The organism is Streptomyces sp. NRRL S-495 (assembly GCF_000966955.1).
Lineage (GTDB): Bacteria > Actinomycetota > Actinomycetes > Streptomycetales > Streptomycetaceae > Kitasatospora > Kitasatospora purpeofusca.
Genome location: NZ_JZWY01000134.1, coordinates 1 through 16662, shown reverse-complemented (window position 1 = coordinate 16662; position 16662 = coordinate 1). Strand labels below are relative to the sequence as shown.

Sequence of the window (16662 nt, the reverse complement as noted above, 5' to 3'; positions counted from 1 at the left end):
CGGATCTGTGACATCCGTCCCGGTGCCTGTGACATCCGCCCCGGTGCCGCCGGTCCGTCCGCGTCGTGGGTCCGGGCCCGGACCCACGACGCGGAGGGCGGTCAGCGCGGGCCGGGCAGCCGGACCTCGATCCGGCAGCCGCGCGCGGCCTCGGCGACCTCGATCCGTCCGCCGTGCAGGTCCACCGCCCAGCGGGCGATGGCCAGGCCCAGCCCGGTCCCGCCGTCGGAGCCGGGGCCGGCCGCGGTCGCGGTGCCGCTGCGGCCGAACCGCTCGAAGACCCTGGCCCGGTCCGCCGCCGGGATGCCGGGACCCTCGTCCTCGACCTCCAGCAGCAGGGCGCCGGGCCCCTCGTCGGGCCTGGCCCGGACCGTCACGGTGCCGCCGGGCGGGGAGTGCTTGCAGGCGTTGTCGACCAGGTTGGCCACCACCTGGTGCAGCCGTTCGGTGTCGGCGACGCCGGTCAGCCCGGCCGGGCTCACCTCCAGGGCGAGCCGGACGTCGCCGCGCCGGGAGAAGGCCCCGCCGGCCGTGGCGCCGTCCACGGTGACCCCGCGCAGCACGCCGTCCAGGAACTCGCGCACCTCGAACGGGCGCGCGTCCAGGTCGACCACGCCGTCGTCGATCTTGGAGAGGTCGAGCAGGTGGGTGACCAGCCGGCCGAGCCGCTCGGTCTGCTCCAGCGCGGCACCCAGGGTCGCCGGGTTGGGCTGGACGACGCCGTCGACCACGTTCTCCAGCACGGCCCGCAGCGCGGCGATCGGCGTGCGCAGCTCGTGCGAGACGTTGGCGACCAGCTCGCGCCGGTGCCGGTCGGCGGCCTCCAGGTCGGACGCCATCTGGTTGAAGGTCGCGGCGAGCTCGCCGATCTCGTCGCGCGAGTTCACCTCGACCCGGCGGCTGTAGTCGCCGGAGGCCATCGCGCGGGCGGCGGCGGTCATGTCGCGCAGCGGGGCGGTCAGCCCGTGCGCGAGGAACTGCATGAAGAGCAGCGAGGCGATCATCGAGAAGATCATGATGATCCGGATCTGGGTCTCGGACCGGATCGCCACGACCACCATGCCGGTGGCCAGGAAGACCGAGACGATCACCAGAAGGGCGAGTTTGCCCTTGATGGAGCGGACCGGGTCGAGCGGCCGGATGTCGGCCCAGACCCGTTTCGCGGCGCGGGCGGCCAGGGTGGGCGGCCGACTGCCGTCGATGTCCCCGTTGCGTTGCTGTGGAAAGGTCATTGGTCCCCTGTGGTCCCCCGCGTGGGTCCGCCGCACGGCGGTTCGGGACAACGGGCCCCCCGGCGGCCCGGTGTCCGAGGGTGGTGCCGCTACGAGAGCGGGGCCTCCAGCGCGTACCCGACACCGTGCACGGTGCGGATCCAGCTGGCGCCGATCTTGCGGCGCAGTGCCTTGACGTGGCTGTCGACGGTGCGGGTGCCGGACGCGTCCGTCCAGTCCCAGACCTCGGCCAGCAGCTGCTCACGGGTGAGCACGGCGCGCGGCTGGGCGGCCAGGCAGGCGAGCAGGTCGAACTCGGTCGGCGTCAGGTGGACGTCGCCCGAGGCCAGCCGGACCCGGCGCTGCACATGGTCGATCTCCAGCTCGCCGAAGCGCAGGCTGCCCAGCGCGGGCGTCCGGGCGGCCTGCTGGGCGCGCTCGACGCGGCGCAGCAGCACGTTGACCCGGGCGGCCAGTTCGCGCATGGAGAAGGGCTTGGTCATGTAGTCGTCGGCGCCGACGCCGAGGCCGACCAGCAGGTCCGTCTCGTCGTCCCGCGCGGTGAGCATCAGGACCGGCACCGGGCGCTGGGCCTGGATCCGGCGGCACACCTCGAGGCCGTCGAAGCCGGGCAGCATGATGTCGAGGACGACGAGGTCCGGCTGCCAGGTGTGGAAGCCGTCGACGGCGCCGGGGCCGTCGTGGGCCACCGCCACCTTGAAGCCCTCCGCGCCCAACCGGGCCGCGATCGACTCGGCGATCGTGGGCTCGTCCTCCACCACCAGCACTCTGCGCTGGCTGCTCACCGTGCCGCCGGTGTTCTGGTTGTCCTGCTGAATTTCTGTCACGGTCACGCCACCGCCCCCAGGGCTGCGGGCCGGCCACCTGTGGGGATGGCGAAGGCTCCGCTTCGTAGTCTTGTTCCGTCGTGGACTGTGCCGGGTCCGCCGTCCCGTCGCGTGCGCGGGTGACGGCGAGGGCGTGGGCCGCTCTCCGTCTCCCGTGCACCTCGCAGCGTACGGACCGCAGGTGATTCCCGGCAGGTGGACCGGACATTTCCGGCCCGCGGGCCGGTCTTTCGGACCGGCTTTCGGGCCCACCGGGAAGTGGGCACGGGCCGATACCTTACCCGGCGTTTTTTCACTCTGTAACGGTACGTATGCACATGAGTTGACGCCAAGCCGCCGGTCAGGGCGGAAAGCGGCCCCGAGCGGGGTGGAAGGTCTGGACCAATGCGGGCCCGCGCGGACCCCGGATCCTCACGGCTTTCTCCCAGCGGACTCCCAGGCACCGGACGTACCGTGGCCACGACAAATTCGTGGGGGTGGGATTTCCGGTACGCGCCGGTACGTTGGATACGCGCGGGTGACGGCTGCGGGCGTTGGAGCGGAGGCGGCATGACGGAGCGGCAGGTGCCCGCCGGGTGCGGCGGGCCGCCGTACGGGATGCTCCGGGCCGGTCTGCGGACCGGCGCGGTCGACTGGATCCTGGCCCGGGTGCCGACCCTGCGGCGCAATCCCTTCGCCCTCGGCTACCTCGCCGTGGTCGGCGCCACCACCACCTTCGCCGGGCTGGCCGACCCGGAGCTCGTGCTCCGGCTCCAGGAGGCCTCCAGTTCGGACGGGCACAACCTGTTGCAGCACCCGCTGCGCGCGCTGCTGTTCAGCGGCATCTGGGTGGCCGGGCCGGTCTGGATGCCCTACCTCTGGGCCTTCGCCTTCACCGTCGCGCCGCTGGAGCGCCGGGTCGGCCCCGGCCGGGCGGCCGTGGTCTTCGCGGCCGGGCACGTCGCCGCCACCCTGCTCTCCCAGGGCGTGGTCGTCGTCGGTGTGGAGACCGGGCGGCTGGAGCCGGCTGCCATGGACCACCTCGACATCGGGGTCAGCTACGGCGTGCTCGCCAGCCTCGGCGCGCTGGCCGGGCTGCTCCGGCCGGCGGGGCGGGCGGCCGTGCTGGCGCTGGCGGTGGCGCTGATCGCCGACCAGATCGCCGCCGACCGGGACCTCGTCACCGGGGTCGGCCATCCGGTGGCGCTGCTGGCCGGGGTGGCGCTGTGGCGGTGGCTGCGCCGCTGGGACGGCCACCGGCCGCGCCGTGCCCGGCTCGGGGTGCCCGCCGAATTGTCCCGGCCGGCGTCGGCGGCCCGCGGGGCCGTGGTGTCGGGCCGCTCCTGAGCCGGGCCGCTCCTGAGCCCGTGCGGCGCGGATGCTCCCGGGCCTGCGTGCCGGGGGCGCGTGCTGGGGTCCGTCCGGTGGGACTGCTTCCCGGTTCGCGTACCGGGCCTTTTTGACAGGCCCGCGACGGCCCGCGGTGACCCCGTTGCGTTCGCTGACGGCGAACGCGGGGCGGGGAACATCCGGCGGCCGCCAAGCCTTAGTCAGGTCGACTCAAGTTCACTGACTGGGGAGAGATCATGGCATCGACGTCCACACCGCTCACCCTGCCCGTGCTGCCGCTGGACGACGAGGTCGTCCTGCCGGGCATGGTCGTCCCGCTGGACCTGAAGGACGCCGAGGTCCGCGCCGCCGTCGAGGCCGCGCGCGCCGCGGCCACCGGCGGTGCCGGGAAGCCCCAGGTGCTGCTGGTCCCGAGGGTGGACGGCTCCTACGCGGCGGTCGGCACCCTCGCCACCGTCGAGCAGGTCGGCCGGCTGGCAGACGGCCCGGACGGGATCGGGCAGCCGGCGGCGCTGGTCCGCGCGGTGCGCCGGGTACGGATCGGCGTCGGCACCACCGGACCGGGCGCCGCGCTCTGGGTGGAGACCACGCCGTTCCGCGAGTCCTCCGTCGGCACCCCGGTGGCCGGCCGGGCCGCCGAGCTGGTCAAGGAGTACAAGTCGCTCTCCACCCAGTGGCTGCGCCGGCGCGGCGCCTGGCAGATCGTCGACCGGGTGGCCGCGATCGAGGGCGTCGGCGAGCTCGCCGACAACATCGGCTACGCGCCCTTCGCCACCGCCGAGCAGAAGCTCAAGGTGCTGCTGGAGGCCGACCAGGTCGCGCGACTGGAGTACGCGCTCGGACTGCTCCGCGACCACCTCGCCGAGGAGGAGGTCAACGACACCATCCGCAAGGACGTCGAGGAGGGCGTCGCCAAGCAGCAGAAGGAGTTCCTGCTCCGCCGCCAGCTGGAGGCCGTCCGCAAGGAGCTGGCCGAGCTGAACGGCGACCCGGCCGACGAGGAGGACGACTACCGCACCCGGGTCGAGGCCGCCGACCTCCCGGAGAAGGTCCGCGAGGCCGCCCTCAAGGAGGTCGACAAGCTGGAGCGGGCCAGTGACCAGTCGCCCGAGGGCTCCTGGATCCGCACCTGGCTGGACACCGTGCTGGAGCTGCCCTGGAACGAGCGCACCGAGGACAGCTACGACATCGCCGGCGCCCGCGCGGTGCTGGACGCCGACCATGCCGGCCTGGCCGACGTGAAGGACCGGATCGTCGAGTACCTGGCCGTCCGCAAGCGCCGGGCCGAGCAGGCGGCCGCAGGACAGGCGGCCGCGGGTCATGCGGCTGAGGGGCAGCAGGACGGACCGGGCGAGGCCGTTCCCCCGAAGGGCGGCGGACGGCGGGCGGGCGGCGCGGTGCTCGCGCTGGTCGGCCCGCCCGGTGTCGGCAAGACCTCGCTCGGCGAGTCGGTGGCCCGCGCCATGGGCCGCACCTTCGTCCGGGTCTCGCTCGGCGGCGTCCGGGACGAGGCGGAGATCCGCGGCCACCGGCGCACCTACGTCGGCGCACTGCCCGGCCGACTGGTCCGGGCACTCAAGGAGGCCGGCTCGATGAACCCGGTCGTCCTGCTCGACGAGATCGACAAGGTCGGCTCCGACTACCGGGGCGACCCGGCCGCCGCCCTGCTGGAGGTGCTCGACCCGGCGCAGAACCACACCTTCCGGGACCACTACCTGGAGGTCGAGCTGGACCTCTCCGACGTGGTCTTCCTCGCCACCGCCAATGTGCTGGAGTCCATCCCCGAGCCGCTGCTCGACCGGATGGAGCTGGTCCGCCTGGACGGCTACACCGAGGACGAGAAGGTCGTCATCGCCCGCGACCACCTGCTCCCGCGCCAGCTGGAGCGGGCCGGGCTCAAGGAGGAGGAGGTCGCGGTCGGCGAGCCGGCGCTGCGGAAGCTGGCGGGCGAGTACACCCGCGAGGCCGGCGTCCGGAACCTCGAACGGGCGATCGCCCGGGTGCTGCGCAAGATCGCCGCGCAGACCGAGCTGGGGGAGCGCGAGCTGCCCGCCGCGATCGGCGCGGAGGAGCTGCGCGCCCTGATCGGCCGGCCGCACCACGTGCCGGAGGCGGCCCAGGAGCCCGCCGAGCGCCGCACCGCGGTGCCCGGGGTGGCCACCGGGCTGGCGGTCACCGGGGCCGGCGGCGACGTTCTCTACATCGAGGCCTCGCTCGCCGACGCCGAGACCGGCGGCACCGGGCTGACCCTGACCGGCCAGCTGGGCGACGTCATGAAGGAGTCCGCGCACATCGCGCTCTCCTACCTGCGCTCGCGCGGGGCCGAGCTGGAGCTGCCGGTCACCTCGCTGCGGGACCGCGGAGTGCACCTGCACATCCCGGCCGGCGCCGTCCCCAAGGACGGTCCGAGCGCCGGCATCACCATGACCACCGCGCTGGCCTCGCTGCTCTCCGGGCGCAAGGTGCGCGCCGACGTGGCGATGACCGGTGAGGTGTCGCTGACCGGGCGGGTGCTGCCGATCGGCGGGGTGAAGCAGAAGCTGCTCGCCGCCGACCGGGCCGGGGTCACCACGGTGATCATCCCCCGGCGGAACGAGGCCGACCTGGACGATGTCCCGGCCGAGGTGCTGGCGCGGCTCACCGTGCACCCGGTGGCCGACGTCCGGGAGGTGCTGAGGCTGGCCCTGGAGCCGGCCGAGGTGCTGGCCGCCGTCGCCTGACCCGGTCCCGGCCCCCGTACGGCAGCCCTCGTACGGAGCCCGTCCCGCCCGGTCCGCCGGACGGGACGGGCTCCGTGCGCCGTGCCAGACTGCGAAGATGCCGTCCCTCACCCAGCGCGTCCTGGCCCGGGTACCGGGCCGGGTCCGTCCGGCCCTGGTCCGGCACCGGCGGCTGGTGAAGTTCCTGCTGGTCGGCAGCGGCTGCTTCACCCTGACCGTGCTGATCAACTACGCGCTGCGGTTCACCGTCATGCCGAGCAAGCCGGTGCTGGCGCTCACCGTGGCGACCGTGGTCGGCACCGTCGTCTCCTATCTGCTCAACCGGCGGTGGTCCTTCCGCTCCTCCTGGCGCCGGCGCGAACCACTGCTCTTCGTCCTGGTGAGCGCCGTCGCGGTCGCGGTCAACGACCTGCCGCTGATCGCCTCCCGCTACCTGCTGGACCTGCGCGAGCCCTGGGTCAGCCCGTTCACCCAGGAGCTGGCCGACTTCCTGAGCGGGATGGTGCTGGGCACCTTCGTGGCGATGCTGTTCCGCTTCTGGGCCATGCAGCGCTGGGTCTTCACCCGGGTGGAGGAGGCCGGGGCGGGAAGCCCCGCGAGCGTCGGGGTCCTAGGCTCGGAAGGGCAGTGAGCCGCAGCGGGAGCGGGAGCGGGTGAGGGTGATGCGTGAGACGGACGGCGCCCCGACCGGGCCCGCGAGCCAGCAGGGGATGCGCCGGGCCAATCTGGCGCTGGTGCTCGGTGTGATCGCGCGCGCCCCGCGTTCGCGCGCCGAGGTGGCCGCCGGGACCGGGCTGACCAGGGCCGCGGTCTCCTCGCTCGCCGAGGAGCTGATCGCGGCCGGACTGGTGGTCGAGGAGGGCCCGGCCGCGCCCAGCGGCAAGGTCGGCCGGCCCGGCACCGCGCTCGGGCTCAACCCGGACGGCCCCGGCGGCCTCGGCGCCGAGATCGGGGTGGAGCACCTGGGCGCCTGCGTGGTCGACCTGCGCGGCGAGGTCCGCGCCTGGCACCGCCAGGAGATCCGCAACCGGGGCCGGCGCCCCGCCGCCGTCATGGCCGACCTCGCCGAACTGGTCCGCCGGGCCGCCGCCGAGGCCGGTCCGCGCCCGGCCGGGCTGGCCCTGGCCGTGCCCGGACTGGTCGGGATCGACGGCGCACTGCTCCAGCGGGCCGCCAACCTGGGCTGGGAGGAGGTGCCGCTCGTCGCCGAGCTGCGGCTCGCGCTGCGCGCCGCCGGTGCCGGGGACCTGGCCGAGCTGCCGCTGCGGGCCGACAACGAGGCCAACCTCGGCGGGCTCGCCGAACTCTGGCTCGGTGGTGGACCGGCGCACTTCCTGCACGTCTCCGCCGAGGCCGGGATCGGCTCGGCGATCGTGGTCGAGGGCCGGCTGCTGCGCGGCGCGCACGGCTACGCGGGCGAGCTGGGGCACGTCCCGGTGCGGCCGGACGGTCCGCGCTGCGCCTGCGGGGCGCACGGTTGCCTGGAGCAGTACGCGGGGGAGTCGGCGGTGCTGCGCGCGGCCGGTCTGGAGGGCATCCGGGGCGACTGGGTGGCGCTGCTCGCCGAGCGGGCCGAGGCCGGGGACGCGGAGGTCCGGAAGGCGCTCGCCGGGGCCGGTGCCGCGCTGGGGATCGCCTCGGCGGGCGCGGTCAACCTGCTGGACCCGGCGGAGGTGGTGCTGGGCGGCGGCTACGCGCAGCTGGCGCCCTGGCTGCTGCCCGCGATGCGGGCCGAGCTGGCCGCCCGGGTGACCGTCCGCCCCTGGACGGACGAGCGGCTGACGGTCTCCCGGCTGGGCCGCCGCGGCCCCCTGCTGGGAGCCGCGGCGGGTGTGGTCCGGTCGGTGCTCGCCGACCCGGGCCGGCCGGCGGTCTGAGGTCCGGGGGCGGCGGGCGCCGGGACGGTCAGCCCTCGACCAGCTCGCGGCTGCGGTGCGAGGGCCGGCGCAGGACGGCGGCGAAGGTCACCGCGACCCCAACCAGGGCCCAGGCCAGTAGTACGAGCAGCGGCCGGGTCAGCGCGGTGCCGTCGAAGTAGGCGATGGAGCGGGTCGCGTCGGTGCCCGCGCCGTTCGGGAACCAGGCCCCGATCGCCCGCCAGAACGGCGGCATCAGCGGCGGCGGGAAGACGCCGCCCGCGCTGGGGTTGCCGAGCACCACGAAGAGCAGCACCGCGACGCCGATGCCGATGATGTCGAACAGGCACTGCAGCGCCATGGTGAACGCGCCCACCGCGAAGACCACCAGCGCGCCGACGGCGGACATCGACCAGAACGGACCCGGCAGCGCGTCCAGCACCGACTTGACGATGATCGCGCCGCCGATGCCGGCCGCGAGCGAGTAGAGCGCCAGCGTGCCGAGGCGGATCAGCGCCCGGTTGGCGTTGGCGGGCTTCGCCCCGGCGCTGACGCCGAGGATGGAGGCGACCAGGTAGCCGCCGACGCACCAGCCGATCACCAGGTAGAAGGAGGAGAGGCCGTTGGCGTCGCCCTTGGCGAGCGGCACCACGTCCTCGACCTTCACGGTGCGGCCCTGGGTCTTCTCCAGGCCGGTGACGATGCTCTCGGCGGCCCGGGCGGCGGACGGGCCGCGCGCGTTGGCGACCAGCAGCACGTCCTCGGTGGAGGCCGGGTCCACCACCAGCGCGGCGTAGACCTTCTGGTCCTTGATCTGCTCGGTGGCGGTCTCCGCGTCCGGCGCGGTGACGGCCTTCACGGCCTGGTCCGGGACCGATTCCAGGCCCTGGACGAACTTGGGGGCGACCTGCGGCGGGGCGACCACCGTGATCGACAGCTCGTGCGGGGTGGGGTGGTGCAGGGCGCCCACGTACGAGGTGACGAAGCCGAGCTGGAGCAGCAGCACGCCGATGACCAGCAGCGCCGCACGCGGGGTGACCGCGCCCTTCAGCTCGGCGGCGAAGCCCTTCCTCGGTTCCGGGGCCGATGCCCGCGCCGGTTCCTGTGTGGGTTCCTGCCCTGCCTGTTGCCCGGGGGCGGAGGTCATGCACATCTCCTTGTGTATCGGGGGAAACCGGATACTTAATAGCATGAACTAGTTTCCTCTGCGTTTCTCCCGCGCCGCAGCGCCTCGGGCGGGCTGCGGGATACTGGCGCGGTGAAGGAGCCGAACGAGGAGCGCGACGAGCAGCCCCTGCTGGCCGTGGAGCGCGAGGTCGGGGTGCTTTTCCGGCGCGGCCGGGCCCGGGTGGCGGAGCTGTCCCGGCGGGTCCATCCGCAGCTGGAGGGCATGGCGTACAGCCTGCTGGGCCATGTCGAGCAGGCCGGGCCGGTGCGGGTGACCGATGTCGGGGTGCACTTCGCGGTCGGCAAGGCGACCATCAGCCGGCAGATCCGGGCGCTGGAGGAGCTGGGCCTGCTGGCCCGGGAGGCGGACCCGCTGGACCGCCGTTCGGCGCTGGTGTCGCTCACCGAGGAGGGCCGACGGCGGTTCCTGGCGGCCCGGGACGCCCGGATGGGCCGGGTGCGGGAGCTGATGGCCGACTGGTCGGAGGACGACGTGGTCCGCTTCGCCGAGCTGCTGCACCGCTTCAACGACGTGGTGGGCGAGGCGGCCGTGCCGAGCGCCTGAGCGCCTGAGCGCCCGAGCGCCTGAGTGTCTGAGTGTCTGAAGTGCCGGAGCGTCTGATGCGCTCTGTCGGGAGCCCGGGCCGAGGGTCGGTCCGGGCTTTACTTGTTCTTGAAGAATGTTGCCCAAGTCAACCATCTCGGCCTATGGTTGCGTCAGGCAACTATCCCGAAGGACCTTGATGACTGCCACCACCACCCCGACTGCCTCGACCGGAGCCGCCGCCGCCACCGACCAACCGATGACGCACCGGCAGGTGATGGAGGCGCTCTCCGGCCTGCTGCTCGGCCTCTTCGTCGCCGTGCTCTCGTCGACCGTCGTCTCCAACGCGCTGCCCCGGATCCTCACCGACCTGCACGGCGGCCAGTCCGCCTACACCTGGGTGATCACCGCGACCCTGCTCACCCTCACCGCCTCCACCCCGATCTGGGGCAAGCTCTCCGACCTCGCCAGCAAGAAGCTGCTGCTGCAGATCGCGCTGGTCATCTACATCGCCTCCTCCGCGCTGGCCGGCTTCTCCCAGAACACCGGCCAGCTGATCGCCTGCCGCGCCCTCCAGGGCATCGGCGCCGGCGGCGTCACCGCGCTCGCCCAGATCTGCCTGGCCGCGATGGTCCCGCCGCGCGAGCGCGGCCGGTACAGCGGCTACTTCGGCGCCGTCTTCGCCCTCGCCACCATCGGCGGCCCGCTGATCGGCGGCGTCATCGTGGACACCTCCTGGCTCGGCTGGCGCTGGTGCTTCTACGTCGGCATCCCGTTCGCCCTGGCCGCCATCCTGGTGCTGCAGCGGACCCTGAAGCTGCCGGTGGTCCGGCGCAAGGTGCGGATCGACTACCTGGGCGCGCTGGTGATCACCGGCGCGGTCAGCCTGCTGATGATCTGGATCACCCTGGCCGGCAAGAACTACGCCTGGCTCTCCTGGCAGACCGCGGCCATGGTCGGCGGCGGACTGCTGCTCGGCGCCCTCGCCGTCCTGGTCGAGCGCCGCGCCGCCGAGCCGATCATCCCGCCGCACCTGTTCCGGCACCGGACGGTCACCCTGTCCGCGCTGGCCAGCGTCCTGGTCGGGATCGGGATGTACGGCGCCACCACGTTCCTCAGCCAGTACTTCCAGCTCGCCCGGGACAAGTCCCCGACCGTGGCCGGCCTGATGACCCTGCCGATGATCCTCGGCCTGGCCGTCTCCTCCACCGTGGCCGGCCGGCTGATCACCAAGTACGGCCGCTGGAAGGCCTACCTGGTCGCCGGCACCCTGCTGCTCGCCGTCGGCTTCGCCCTGCTCGGCACCGCCCGGGCCGACACGGCCTACGGCCTGCTCTCCGTCTACATGGCGATCACCGGCATCGGCCTCGGCCTCACCATGCAGAACCTCGTCCTCGCCGTGCAGAACACCGTGCCGCGCGCCGAGCTCGGCGCGGCCAGCTCGGTGGTCACCTTCTTCCGCACCATGGGCGGCGCGATGGGCGTCTCCGCGCTCGGCGCGCTGATGAACAACCGGGTCGGCCACTACCTCGCCGAGAACCTGGCCGCCGCGCACGTCCCGGCCTCCGGCGGCGCGCTCGGCGGCGGCATCCCGGACCTGCACAAGCTGCCCGCGCCGCTGGTGCCGCTGGTCACCGACGCCTTCGGGCACGGGGTCGGGGTGGTGTTCCTGGTCGCGGCGCCGTTCGCGCTGCTGGCCTTCGTCACGGTGCTGTTCGTCCGGGAGACGGTGCTGCGCACCGCGCAGGACTGATCCGGGCGTCCTGGTACGGGTACGGGAACGGCCGGAGGGCCGGGAGTGGTGATCCACTCCCGGCCCTCCGGCCGTTCGGTGCGCGGCTACTGTGCGGGCCGCGCGGCGGGGCTACTTGCCCGCGATCAGCGACAGCCCGTAGAGGACGGCCGCGCCGCAGACGGCGAAGCAGGTGTAGGCGCCGGCCAGGGCCAGCCGGCCGCCGTTCGCCGGGGCGCCCGGTCCGGCGGCCTCGCGCTGCGCGGTGAGCGAGGCCTCGCGGCGGGAGAGGGCCAGGATGCCGAGTGCGAAGACGGCGACGACGGCGACGGTGATGCCGAAGCTGACACCTGCGGTCTGGGCCAGGGCGTTCCACTTGATGTGCATGGTGTTTCGAGCTCCTCAGCCGGCGGCGGTCAGGCCGCGACCGTGGTCGAGGCGGGGGTCGGGGTGGCGGGCGCGGCCGGGCCGACCTCGACCGGGGTGACGTCGGTGACGTCGATGACGTCGTCGGCGGTGACGTTGTCCGCCCCGACCGGCTGGCGGCGGGAGATGACCCACATCGCGCCCGAGCCGGCCACCAGGGCGACGCCGACCAGCGCCACGCCCCAGTTGCCCTGCTCGGCGAGGAAGGCCGCGAGTCCGCCCACGGTGGCGGCGGCGGGCAGGGTCAAGCCCCAGGTGTAGACCATGCGGCGGACCATGCCCCAGCGCAGCTCGGCCTTCGGGCCGCCGAGGCCGGCGCCCATGATGCCGCCGGAGCAGACCTGGGTGGTGGAGAGGCCGAAGCCCATGTGCGAGGAGGTCAGGATGACCGTCGCGGCGGCCGACTCGGAGGCGAAGCCCTGGCGCGGGGTGATGTCCGCGAGGCCCTTGCCCATCGAGCGGATGATCCGCCAGCCGCCCATGTAGGTGCCGAGCGCAATCGCGGCGCCGGCCGAGACGATGACCCAGGTGGGGGGCAGCGCGCCCTTCGGCAGGGCGCCGACCGAGACCAGGGTCAGGGTGATGATGCCCATCGTCTTCTGCGCGTCGTTGGTGCCGTGCGCCAGCGAGATCAGCGAGGAGGAGAAGATCTGGCCGGTGCGGAAGCCCTTGCCGACGGTCTCGTCCTTGCTCTTGCGGGTGATCGCGAAGGCGAGCTTGGTGGCGCCCCAGGCGGCCAGGCCGGCCACCAGCGGGGAGGCGACGGCCGGGATGAGGATCTTGCTGACGACGGTGTCGAAGTTGACACCGTTGACGCCGACGCCGACCACGGTGGCGCCGATCAGGCCGCCGTAGAGCGCGTGCGAGGAACTCGACGGCAGACCGCGCAGCCAGGTCAGCAGGTTCCAGAGGATCGCGCCGGCCAGTGCGGCGAAGATGATCTCCGGATGGATGCCGGCCTTCTCGTTGACGATGCCGCCCGAGATGGTGGTGGCGACCTTCACGGAGAGGAACGCACCCGCGAAGTTGAGGACGGCCGCGATGGTGACCGCGACCTTCGGCCTGAGGGCTCCCGTGGCGATGGAGGTGGCCATCGCGTTGGCGGTGTCGTGGAACCCGTTGGTGAAGTCGAAGGCGAGCGCCGTGATGATCACAACGGCCACCAGGAACGAGATGTGTTCCATACCCAAACAATCGTCGTAGTTGTCGCACAGACGTTGGCGTTGTTCGCGACGGTAGGGATCCTGGATGAACGGAAGGTGAACAGGCATCGGAATCGTGGTTCCGATGGTGACTTGGGGGTGGCCGGGACCTTTCCAGGGGGTGCTGCCTACCGCGCTGAGCTGGACATTAGTGGAGATCTGCCCCGGTTCGCCCGTTTTGCTGAGAGCTGTCTCACACCGGGGTGAAAAATTCATCGAGCCGTACGGGTGCGGTCTGTTTCCGGCGAGTAACCCATGGCAGGATCTGCGGAGGTCCGGGGACCCCGGAGCGTGGGCTGACGGGGAGGACAGGACCTATGGGCGGCGGGGTACGACAAGCGGAACCGACGGACGGACGACGAGCGGGCAACCGCGCCGGCCGACCGGCCTGGGTGCGGGCCGCACTGCGCTGCGGGGCCGTCCTCGCGGCCGCCGCGCTCGCGCTGCCGCTGGCCGCCGGCGCGGCCTGGGCCGACCCGGCCCAGCCCACCCCTGGCGCCACCGCGCCCGGCGCGCCCGTGAACGACCCCAACGGTGACCCGCTCGCCGCCGCCAAGGCCACCCTCGGCCCGCTGCTGGAGCAGCTGCAGGCGCTGTACCAGGGTGCCGAGGCTGCCACCGAGCAGTACAACGCGGCCGTCGCCAAGGTCACCGAGCAGCAGGCCTCGCTCACCGAGCTCAAGTCCAAGCTGGAGCGCCAGGAGAAGCAGGTCGACGCCGGCACCGACATCGCCGCCCAGCTCGCCGCCGCCCAGTACCGCAACGGCGCCGCCTCCGCCTACGCCGAGCTGCTGCTATCCAAGGACCCGTACGAGGCCGTCACCATCGCCGAGCTGCTCGCCACCGCCAGCCGCTCGCAGAACGAGTTCCTCGCCAAGCTGACCTCCGACCGCGACGCGCTGGGCGTGCTGCAGAAGCAGAACGAGGAGGCGCTCAGCACCTCGCAGACCCTGGTCACCCAGCAGGACGCCGCCAAGGCCAAGGTCGCCGCCGACCTCGCCGCCGTCGAGCAGCTGGTCTCCTCGCTCACCGGGGCGCAGCGCGCCGAACTGGAGCAGGTCGAGAAGGCCAAGGCCGACGAGGCTCAGCTCGCGCTCCTCGCCTCCGGGGTGCTCGGCCAGGGCGAGCGCACGCCGTCGCTGGCCGGGCGGGCCGCCGTCGCCTTCGCGCTCGCCCAGCTCGGCAAGCCGTACGTGTGGGGCGGCGCCGGACCGGACGTCTTCGACTGCTCCGGGCTCACCTCGCAGGCCTGGCTGCACGCCGGCAAGCCGATCCCGCGCACCAGCCAGGAGCAGTGGGCGCAGCTCCAGCACGTCCCGCTCAACCAGCTGCGGCCCGGTGACCTCGTCATCTACTTCGCGGGCGCCACGCACGTCGCGATGTACATCGGCGGCGGGCTGGTCGTGCACGCGCCGCGGCCGGGTTCGTACGTCAAGGTCGGGCCGATCGGGGCCAACCCGGTCCTCGGCGCCGTGCGTCCTGACCCGGACGGCACCGCCGACGAGGCGGGCGGCTCCTGGAAGGTGCCGGAGCTGCCGGCCGGCTGGGACGCGGTCACCCCGATCGCGTCCAGCCCGCTGAACCAGCCGCCGGTCCCCGAGGGCACCGTGGTCCCGCCGGTCGTGCCCGCCCTCCCGGGCACCCCGACCGCGCCGGCCCCCACCACCCCCGCGACCCCGGGCACGCCCGACCCGACCAACCCGGGCAACCCGACCACCACGCCGTCGGGTACCCCCACGGACACGCCGACCTCGACGCCGACGGGGACGCCGACCGGTACTCCGACGGGTACCCCGACCGGGACGCCCACCGGGACCCCGACCGGTACTCCGACGGGGACGCCGACCGGCACGCCCACCGAGACCCCGACGGGCACCCCGACCTCGACCCCGACCGGCACCGGCTCGCCCACCGCCTCCGGCTCCGCGGCAGCGACGGCTTCCGGCACGGCGTCCGCGACGGCCTCCGGCACCAGCACGGGCACCCTCCCGCCCAACCAGCACTGACCCGGGAGCGGACCCCGGGCCCGCTCACCTCACCCGCACGGCCCGAGGCCGGGCTTCGAGACCTCTCGAAGCCCGGCCTCACCGCTGCCCGGGGGCGTTGCCCCAGCCGCTCACCGACGCCGTTCCGAGCGGAGTAGGAAGTCGACGATGCCGACTTCCTACTCCTGGGGCCCATCGTGAAAGCCGCCGGAAGGCTGCAACGGCCCTCACCGGGCTCCGGTGAGGGCCGTCGAGCAGCCCACCCAAGCCCCAGGCGTGGAGTGGGAAGTCGGACAGGCCGACCTCCTGCTCCACGCCACCCGGTCTCGATCGTCTGTGCCTCGCTCGGTGCGAGCGAGGCACAGACGATCGAGACCCGCTGTTCCTGCTGGCGGAGTAGGAAGTCGATGCCGCCGACTTCCTGGTCCTGGGTGTTCCTTCGGTGGCTCCCTTGCCGCGTGCAAGGGAGCCACTGGAGCTGAGCCATCCCACATCGCCCGACCTCGTCCGGCTGCCCCTCGCTCGGCCCGAGCGAGGGGCAGTTGCTCAGGTTGAAGGCCAGGCGGCGTGGAAAGTCGAGGAGGCCGACTTCCTGCTCCTGGGGCACGCAGTGAGAGTTGCTTCCGGTGGCCCCTTGCTCCGCGCAAGGGGCCACCGGAACACGGCAGGGGCCGCTGCTGAGCGGTACCGCCCAAGCCCCGGGGGCGGAGTAGGAAGTCGAGCGGGCCGACTTCCTACTCCGCCCTCCGGAGGCCGACCGGCTCAGGGGCTACCGGGACACCGCTGTCCGTACCGGCGTCCCCGTCCGTGGGCGGCCGCTTGCCGGCGCCGTTTCCTCTGGTGAGGTCGGAGGCCGGCAGGAGTAGGAAGTCGATGCCGTTGACTTCCTGTTCCTTCGGTGGCTCCCTTGCCGCGTGCAAGGGAGCCACCGGGACCGAGCCGCGCCACCAGGGAGTGGGAAGTCGGAGCGGCCGACTTCCCACTCCACATCGCCCAACCTCAGCCGACTGCCCCTCGCCCGGCCCGAGCGAGGGGCAGTTGCCCAGGTCGAAGGTCAGGCGGAGCAGGAAGTCGAGGAAGCCGACTTCCTGCTCCTGGGGCACGTCGTGAGGGTCGTTTCCGGTGGCTCCTTGCTCCGCGCAAGGAGCCACCAGGGCACGGCAGGGGCCCTCGCTGGGCTCCGGCGTGGGCTGCTGAGTGGCACCGCCCAAGCCCCAGGACGGAGTAGGAAGTCGAACGGGCCGACTTCCTACTCCGTCCTGGGACTGGCTGGCTCGGTCCAGCGCGCATCTGCGTGACGTTGCCGCGACGAATCTTCGGTGGCCCCCTAGCGCGGCAAGGGGGCCACTAGAACACCGCTGTCCGTGCGGGCCTCCCCATCGATGGGTCGAGTGTGGCTGCCCTCGCCCGGCCCAGGCGAGGGCAGTTGCTCAAGTCGAAGGCCAGGTGGAGTGGGAAGTCGGTGCCGTTGACTTCCTGGTCCTGGGTCTTGCTGCGGTGGCTCCCTTGCTGGGTGCAAGGGAGCCACCGGGGAGTGGGAAGTCGGAGGGGCCGACTTTCCAGTCCGGGGAGGGTCACTGGGGTATGTGGGTTTGGTGGGCGGTCCAGGTGTGTTCGGTGGTGCCGTCGGGGAGGGTGTGGG

12 protein-coding genes are annotated in these 16662 nt (G+C 73.2%); 7 read left to right on the top strand and 5 right to left on the bottom strand.

The features are described from left to right. Nucleotides 1-101: 101 nt before the first annotated feature. Nucleotides 102-1232, bottom strand: a complete 1131-nt coding sequence (locus tag VR45_RS09450) for an ATP-binding protein (RefSeq protein WP_045939224.1) — start codon at nt 1230-1232, stop codon at nt 102-104. A gap of 89 nt (nt 1233-1321) precedes the next feature. After that, the gene (locus VR45_RS09445; RefSeq protein WP_093864899.1) at nt 1322-2059 is read right to left on the bottom strand and encodes a response regulator transcription factor; all 738 of its coding nucleotides are present in this window, start codon (nt 2057-2059) and stop codon (nt 1322-1324) included. Nucleotides 2060-2608: 549 nt separating this feature from the next. On the opposite strand from VR45_RS09445, the gene VR45_RS09440 reads away from it, so the two are divergent. The 4 genes from VR45_RS09440 (at nt 2609) to VR45_RS09425 (ending at nt 7985) form a co-directional block, all read left to right on the top strand. Beyond that, nucleotides 2609-3385, top strand: coding sequence for a rhomboid-like protein (locus VR45_RS09440; RefSeq protein WP_052708960.1), 777 nt, complete (start codon nt 2609-2611; stop codon nt 3383-3385). 239 nt (nt 3386-3624) lie between these two features. Then, the gene (gene lon, locus VR45_RS09435; protein ID WP_045939223.1) at nt 3625-6108 is read left to right on the top strand and encodes an endopeptidase La; all 2484 of its coding nucleotides are present in this window, start codon (nt 3625-3627) and stop codon (nt 6106-6108) included. A gap of 97 nt (nt 6109-6205) precedes the next feature. After that, the gene (locus tag VR45_RS09430; protein WP_045939222.1) at nt 6206-6739 is read left to right on the top strand and encodes a GtrA family protein; all 534 of its coding nucleotides are present in this window, start codon (nt 6206-6208) and stop codon (nt 6737-6739) included. Between the two features lie 31 nt (nt 6740-6770). Continuing rightward, on the top strand, nt 6771-7985 hold the full coding sequence (locus VR45_RS09425; protein WP_045939221.1) for an ROK family transcriptional regulator: 1215 nt from the start codon (nt 6771-6773) through the stop codon (nt 7983-7985). A gap of 28 nt (nt 7986-8013) precedes the next feature. On the opposite strand, the gene VR45_RS09420 is transcribed toward VR45_RS09425, so the two are convergent. Next, the gene (locus VR45_RS09420) at nt 8014-9111 is read right to left on the bottom strand and encodes an ABC transporter permease (RefSeq protein WP_078896366.1); all 1098 of its coding nucleotides are present in this window, start codon (nt 9109-9111) and stop codon (nt 8014-8016) included. Between the two features lie 111 nt (nt 9112-9222). Between VR45_RS09420 and VR45_RS09415 the strand changes: the two genes are divergently transcribed. Continuing rightward, entirely contained in the window at nt 9223-9696 is a 474-nt protein-coding gene (locus VR45_RS09415) for a MarR family transcriptional regulator (RefSeq protein ID WP_052708959.1), read from the top strand. Nucleotides 9697-9874: 178 nt separating this feature from the next. Beyond that, nucleotides 9875-11428 carry an MDR family MFS transporter gene (locus VR45_RS09410; RefSeq protein ID WP_045939219.1) on the top strand — a complete coding sequence of 518 codons (1554 nt, stop codon included), beginning with the start codon at nt 9875-9877 and terminating at the stop codon, nt 11426-11428. A 111-nt stretch (nt 11429-11539) separates the two neighbouring features. On the opposite strand, the gene VR45_RS09405 is transcribed toward VR45_RS09410, so the two are convergent. Both VR45_RS09405 and VR45_RS09400 read right to left on the bottom strand, forming a co-directional pair. After that, nucleotides 11540-11794, bottom strand: a complete 255-nt coding sequence (locus VR45_RS09405; protein WP_030392835.1) for a hypothetical protein — start codon at nt 11792-11794, stop codon at nt 11540-11542. A gap of 29 nt (nt 11795-11823) precedes the next feature. After that, on the bottom strand, nt 11824-13017 hold the full coding sequence (locus VR45_RS09400) for an inorganic phosphate transporter (RefSeq protein WP_078896365.1): 1194 nt from the start codon (nt 13015-13017) through the stop codon (nt 11824-11826). A gap of 410 nt (nt 13018-13427) precedes the next feature. Between VR45_RS09400 and VR45_RS09395 the strand changes: the two genes are divergently transcribed. Beyond that, entirely contained in the window at nt 13428-15041 is a 1614-nt protein-coding gene (locus VR45_RS09395; protein ID WP_052708958.1) for an NlpC/P60 family protein, read from the top strand. The last annotated feature ends 1621 nt before the right edge of the window (nt 15042-16662 follow it).

Bases quoted from the DNA above. Each gene is read 5' to 3' on its own strand.
- VR45_RS09430 (WP_045939222.1), top strand. From the start codon at position 6,206: ATGCCGTCCCTCACCCAGCGCGTCCTGGCCCGGGTACCGGGCCGGGTC.
- lon (WP_045939223.1), top strand. From the start codon at position 3,625: ATGGCATCGACGTCCACACCGCTCACCCTGCCCGTGCTGCCGCTGGAC.
- VR45_RS09410 (WP_045939219.1), top strand. From the start codon at position 9,875: ATGACTGCCACCACCACCCCGACTGCCTCGACCGGAGCCGCCGCCGCC.
- VR45_RS09425 (WP_045939221.1), top strand. From the start codon at position 6,771: ATGCGTGAGACGGACGGCGCCCCGACCGGGCCCGCGAGCCAGCAGGGG.
- VR45_RS09405 (WP_030392835.1), bottom strand. From the start codon at position 11,794: ATGCACATCAAGTGGAACGCCCTGGCCCAGACCGCAGGTGTCAGCTTC.
- VR45_RS09400 (WP_078896365.1), bottom strand. From the start codon at position 13,017: ATGGAACACATCTCGTTCCTGGTGGCCGTTGTGATCATCACGGCGCTC.
- VR45_RS09450 (WP_045939224.1), bottom strand. From the start codon at position 1,232: ATGACCTTTCCACAGCAACGCAACGGGGACATCGACGGCAGTCGGCCG.
- VR45_RS09420 (WP_078896366.1), bottom strand. From the start codon at position 9,111: ATGACCTCCGCCCCCGGGCAACAGGCAGGGCAGGAACCCACACAGGAA.
- VR45_RS09440 (WP_052708960.1), top strand. From the start codon at position 2,609: ATGACGGAGCGGCAGGTGCCCGCCGGGTGCGGCGGGCCGCCGTACGGG.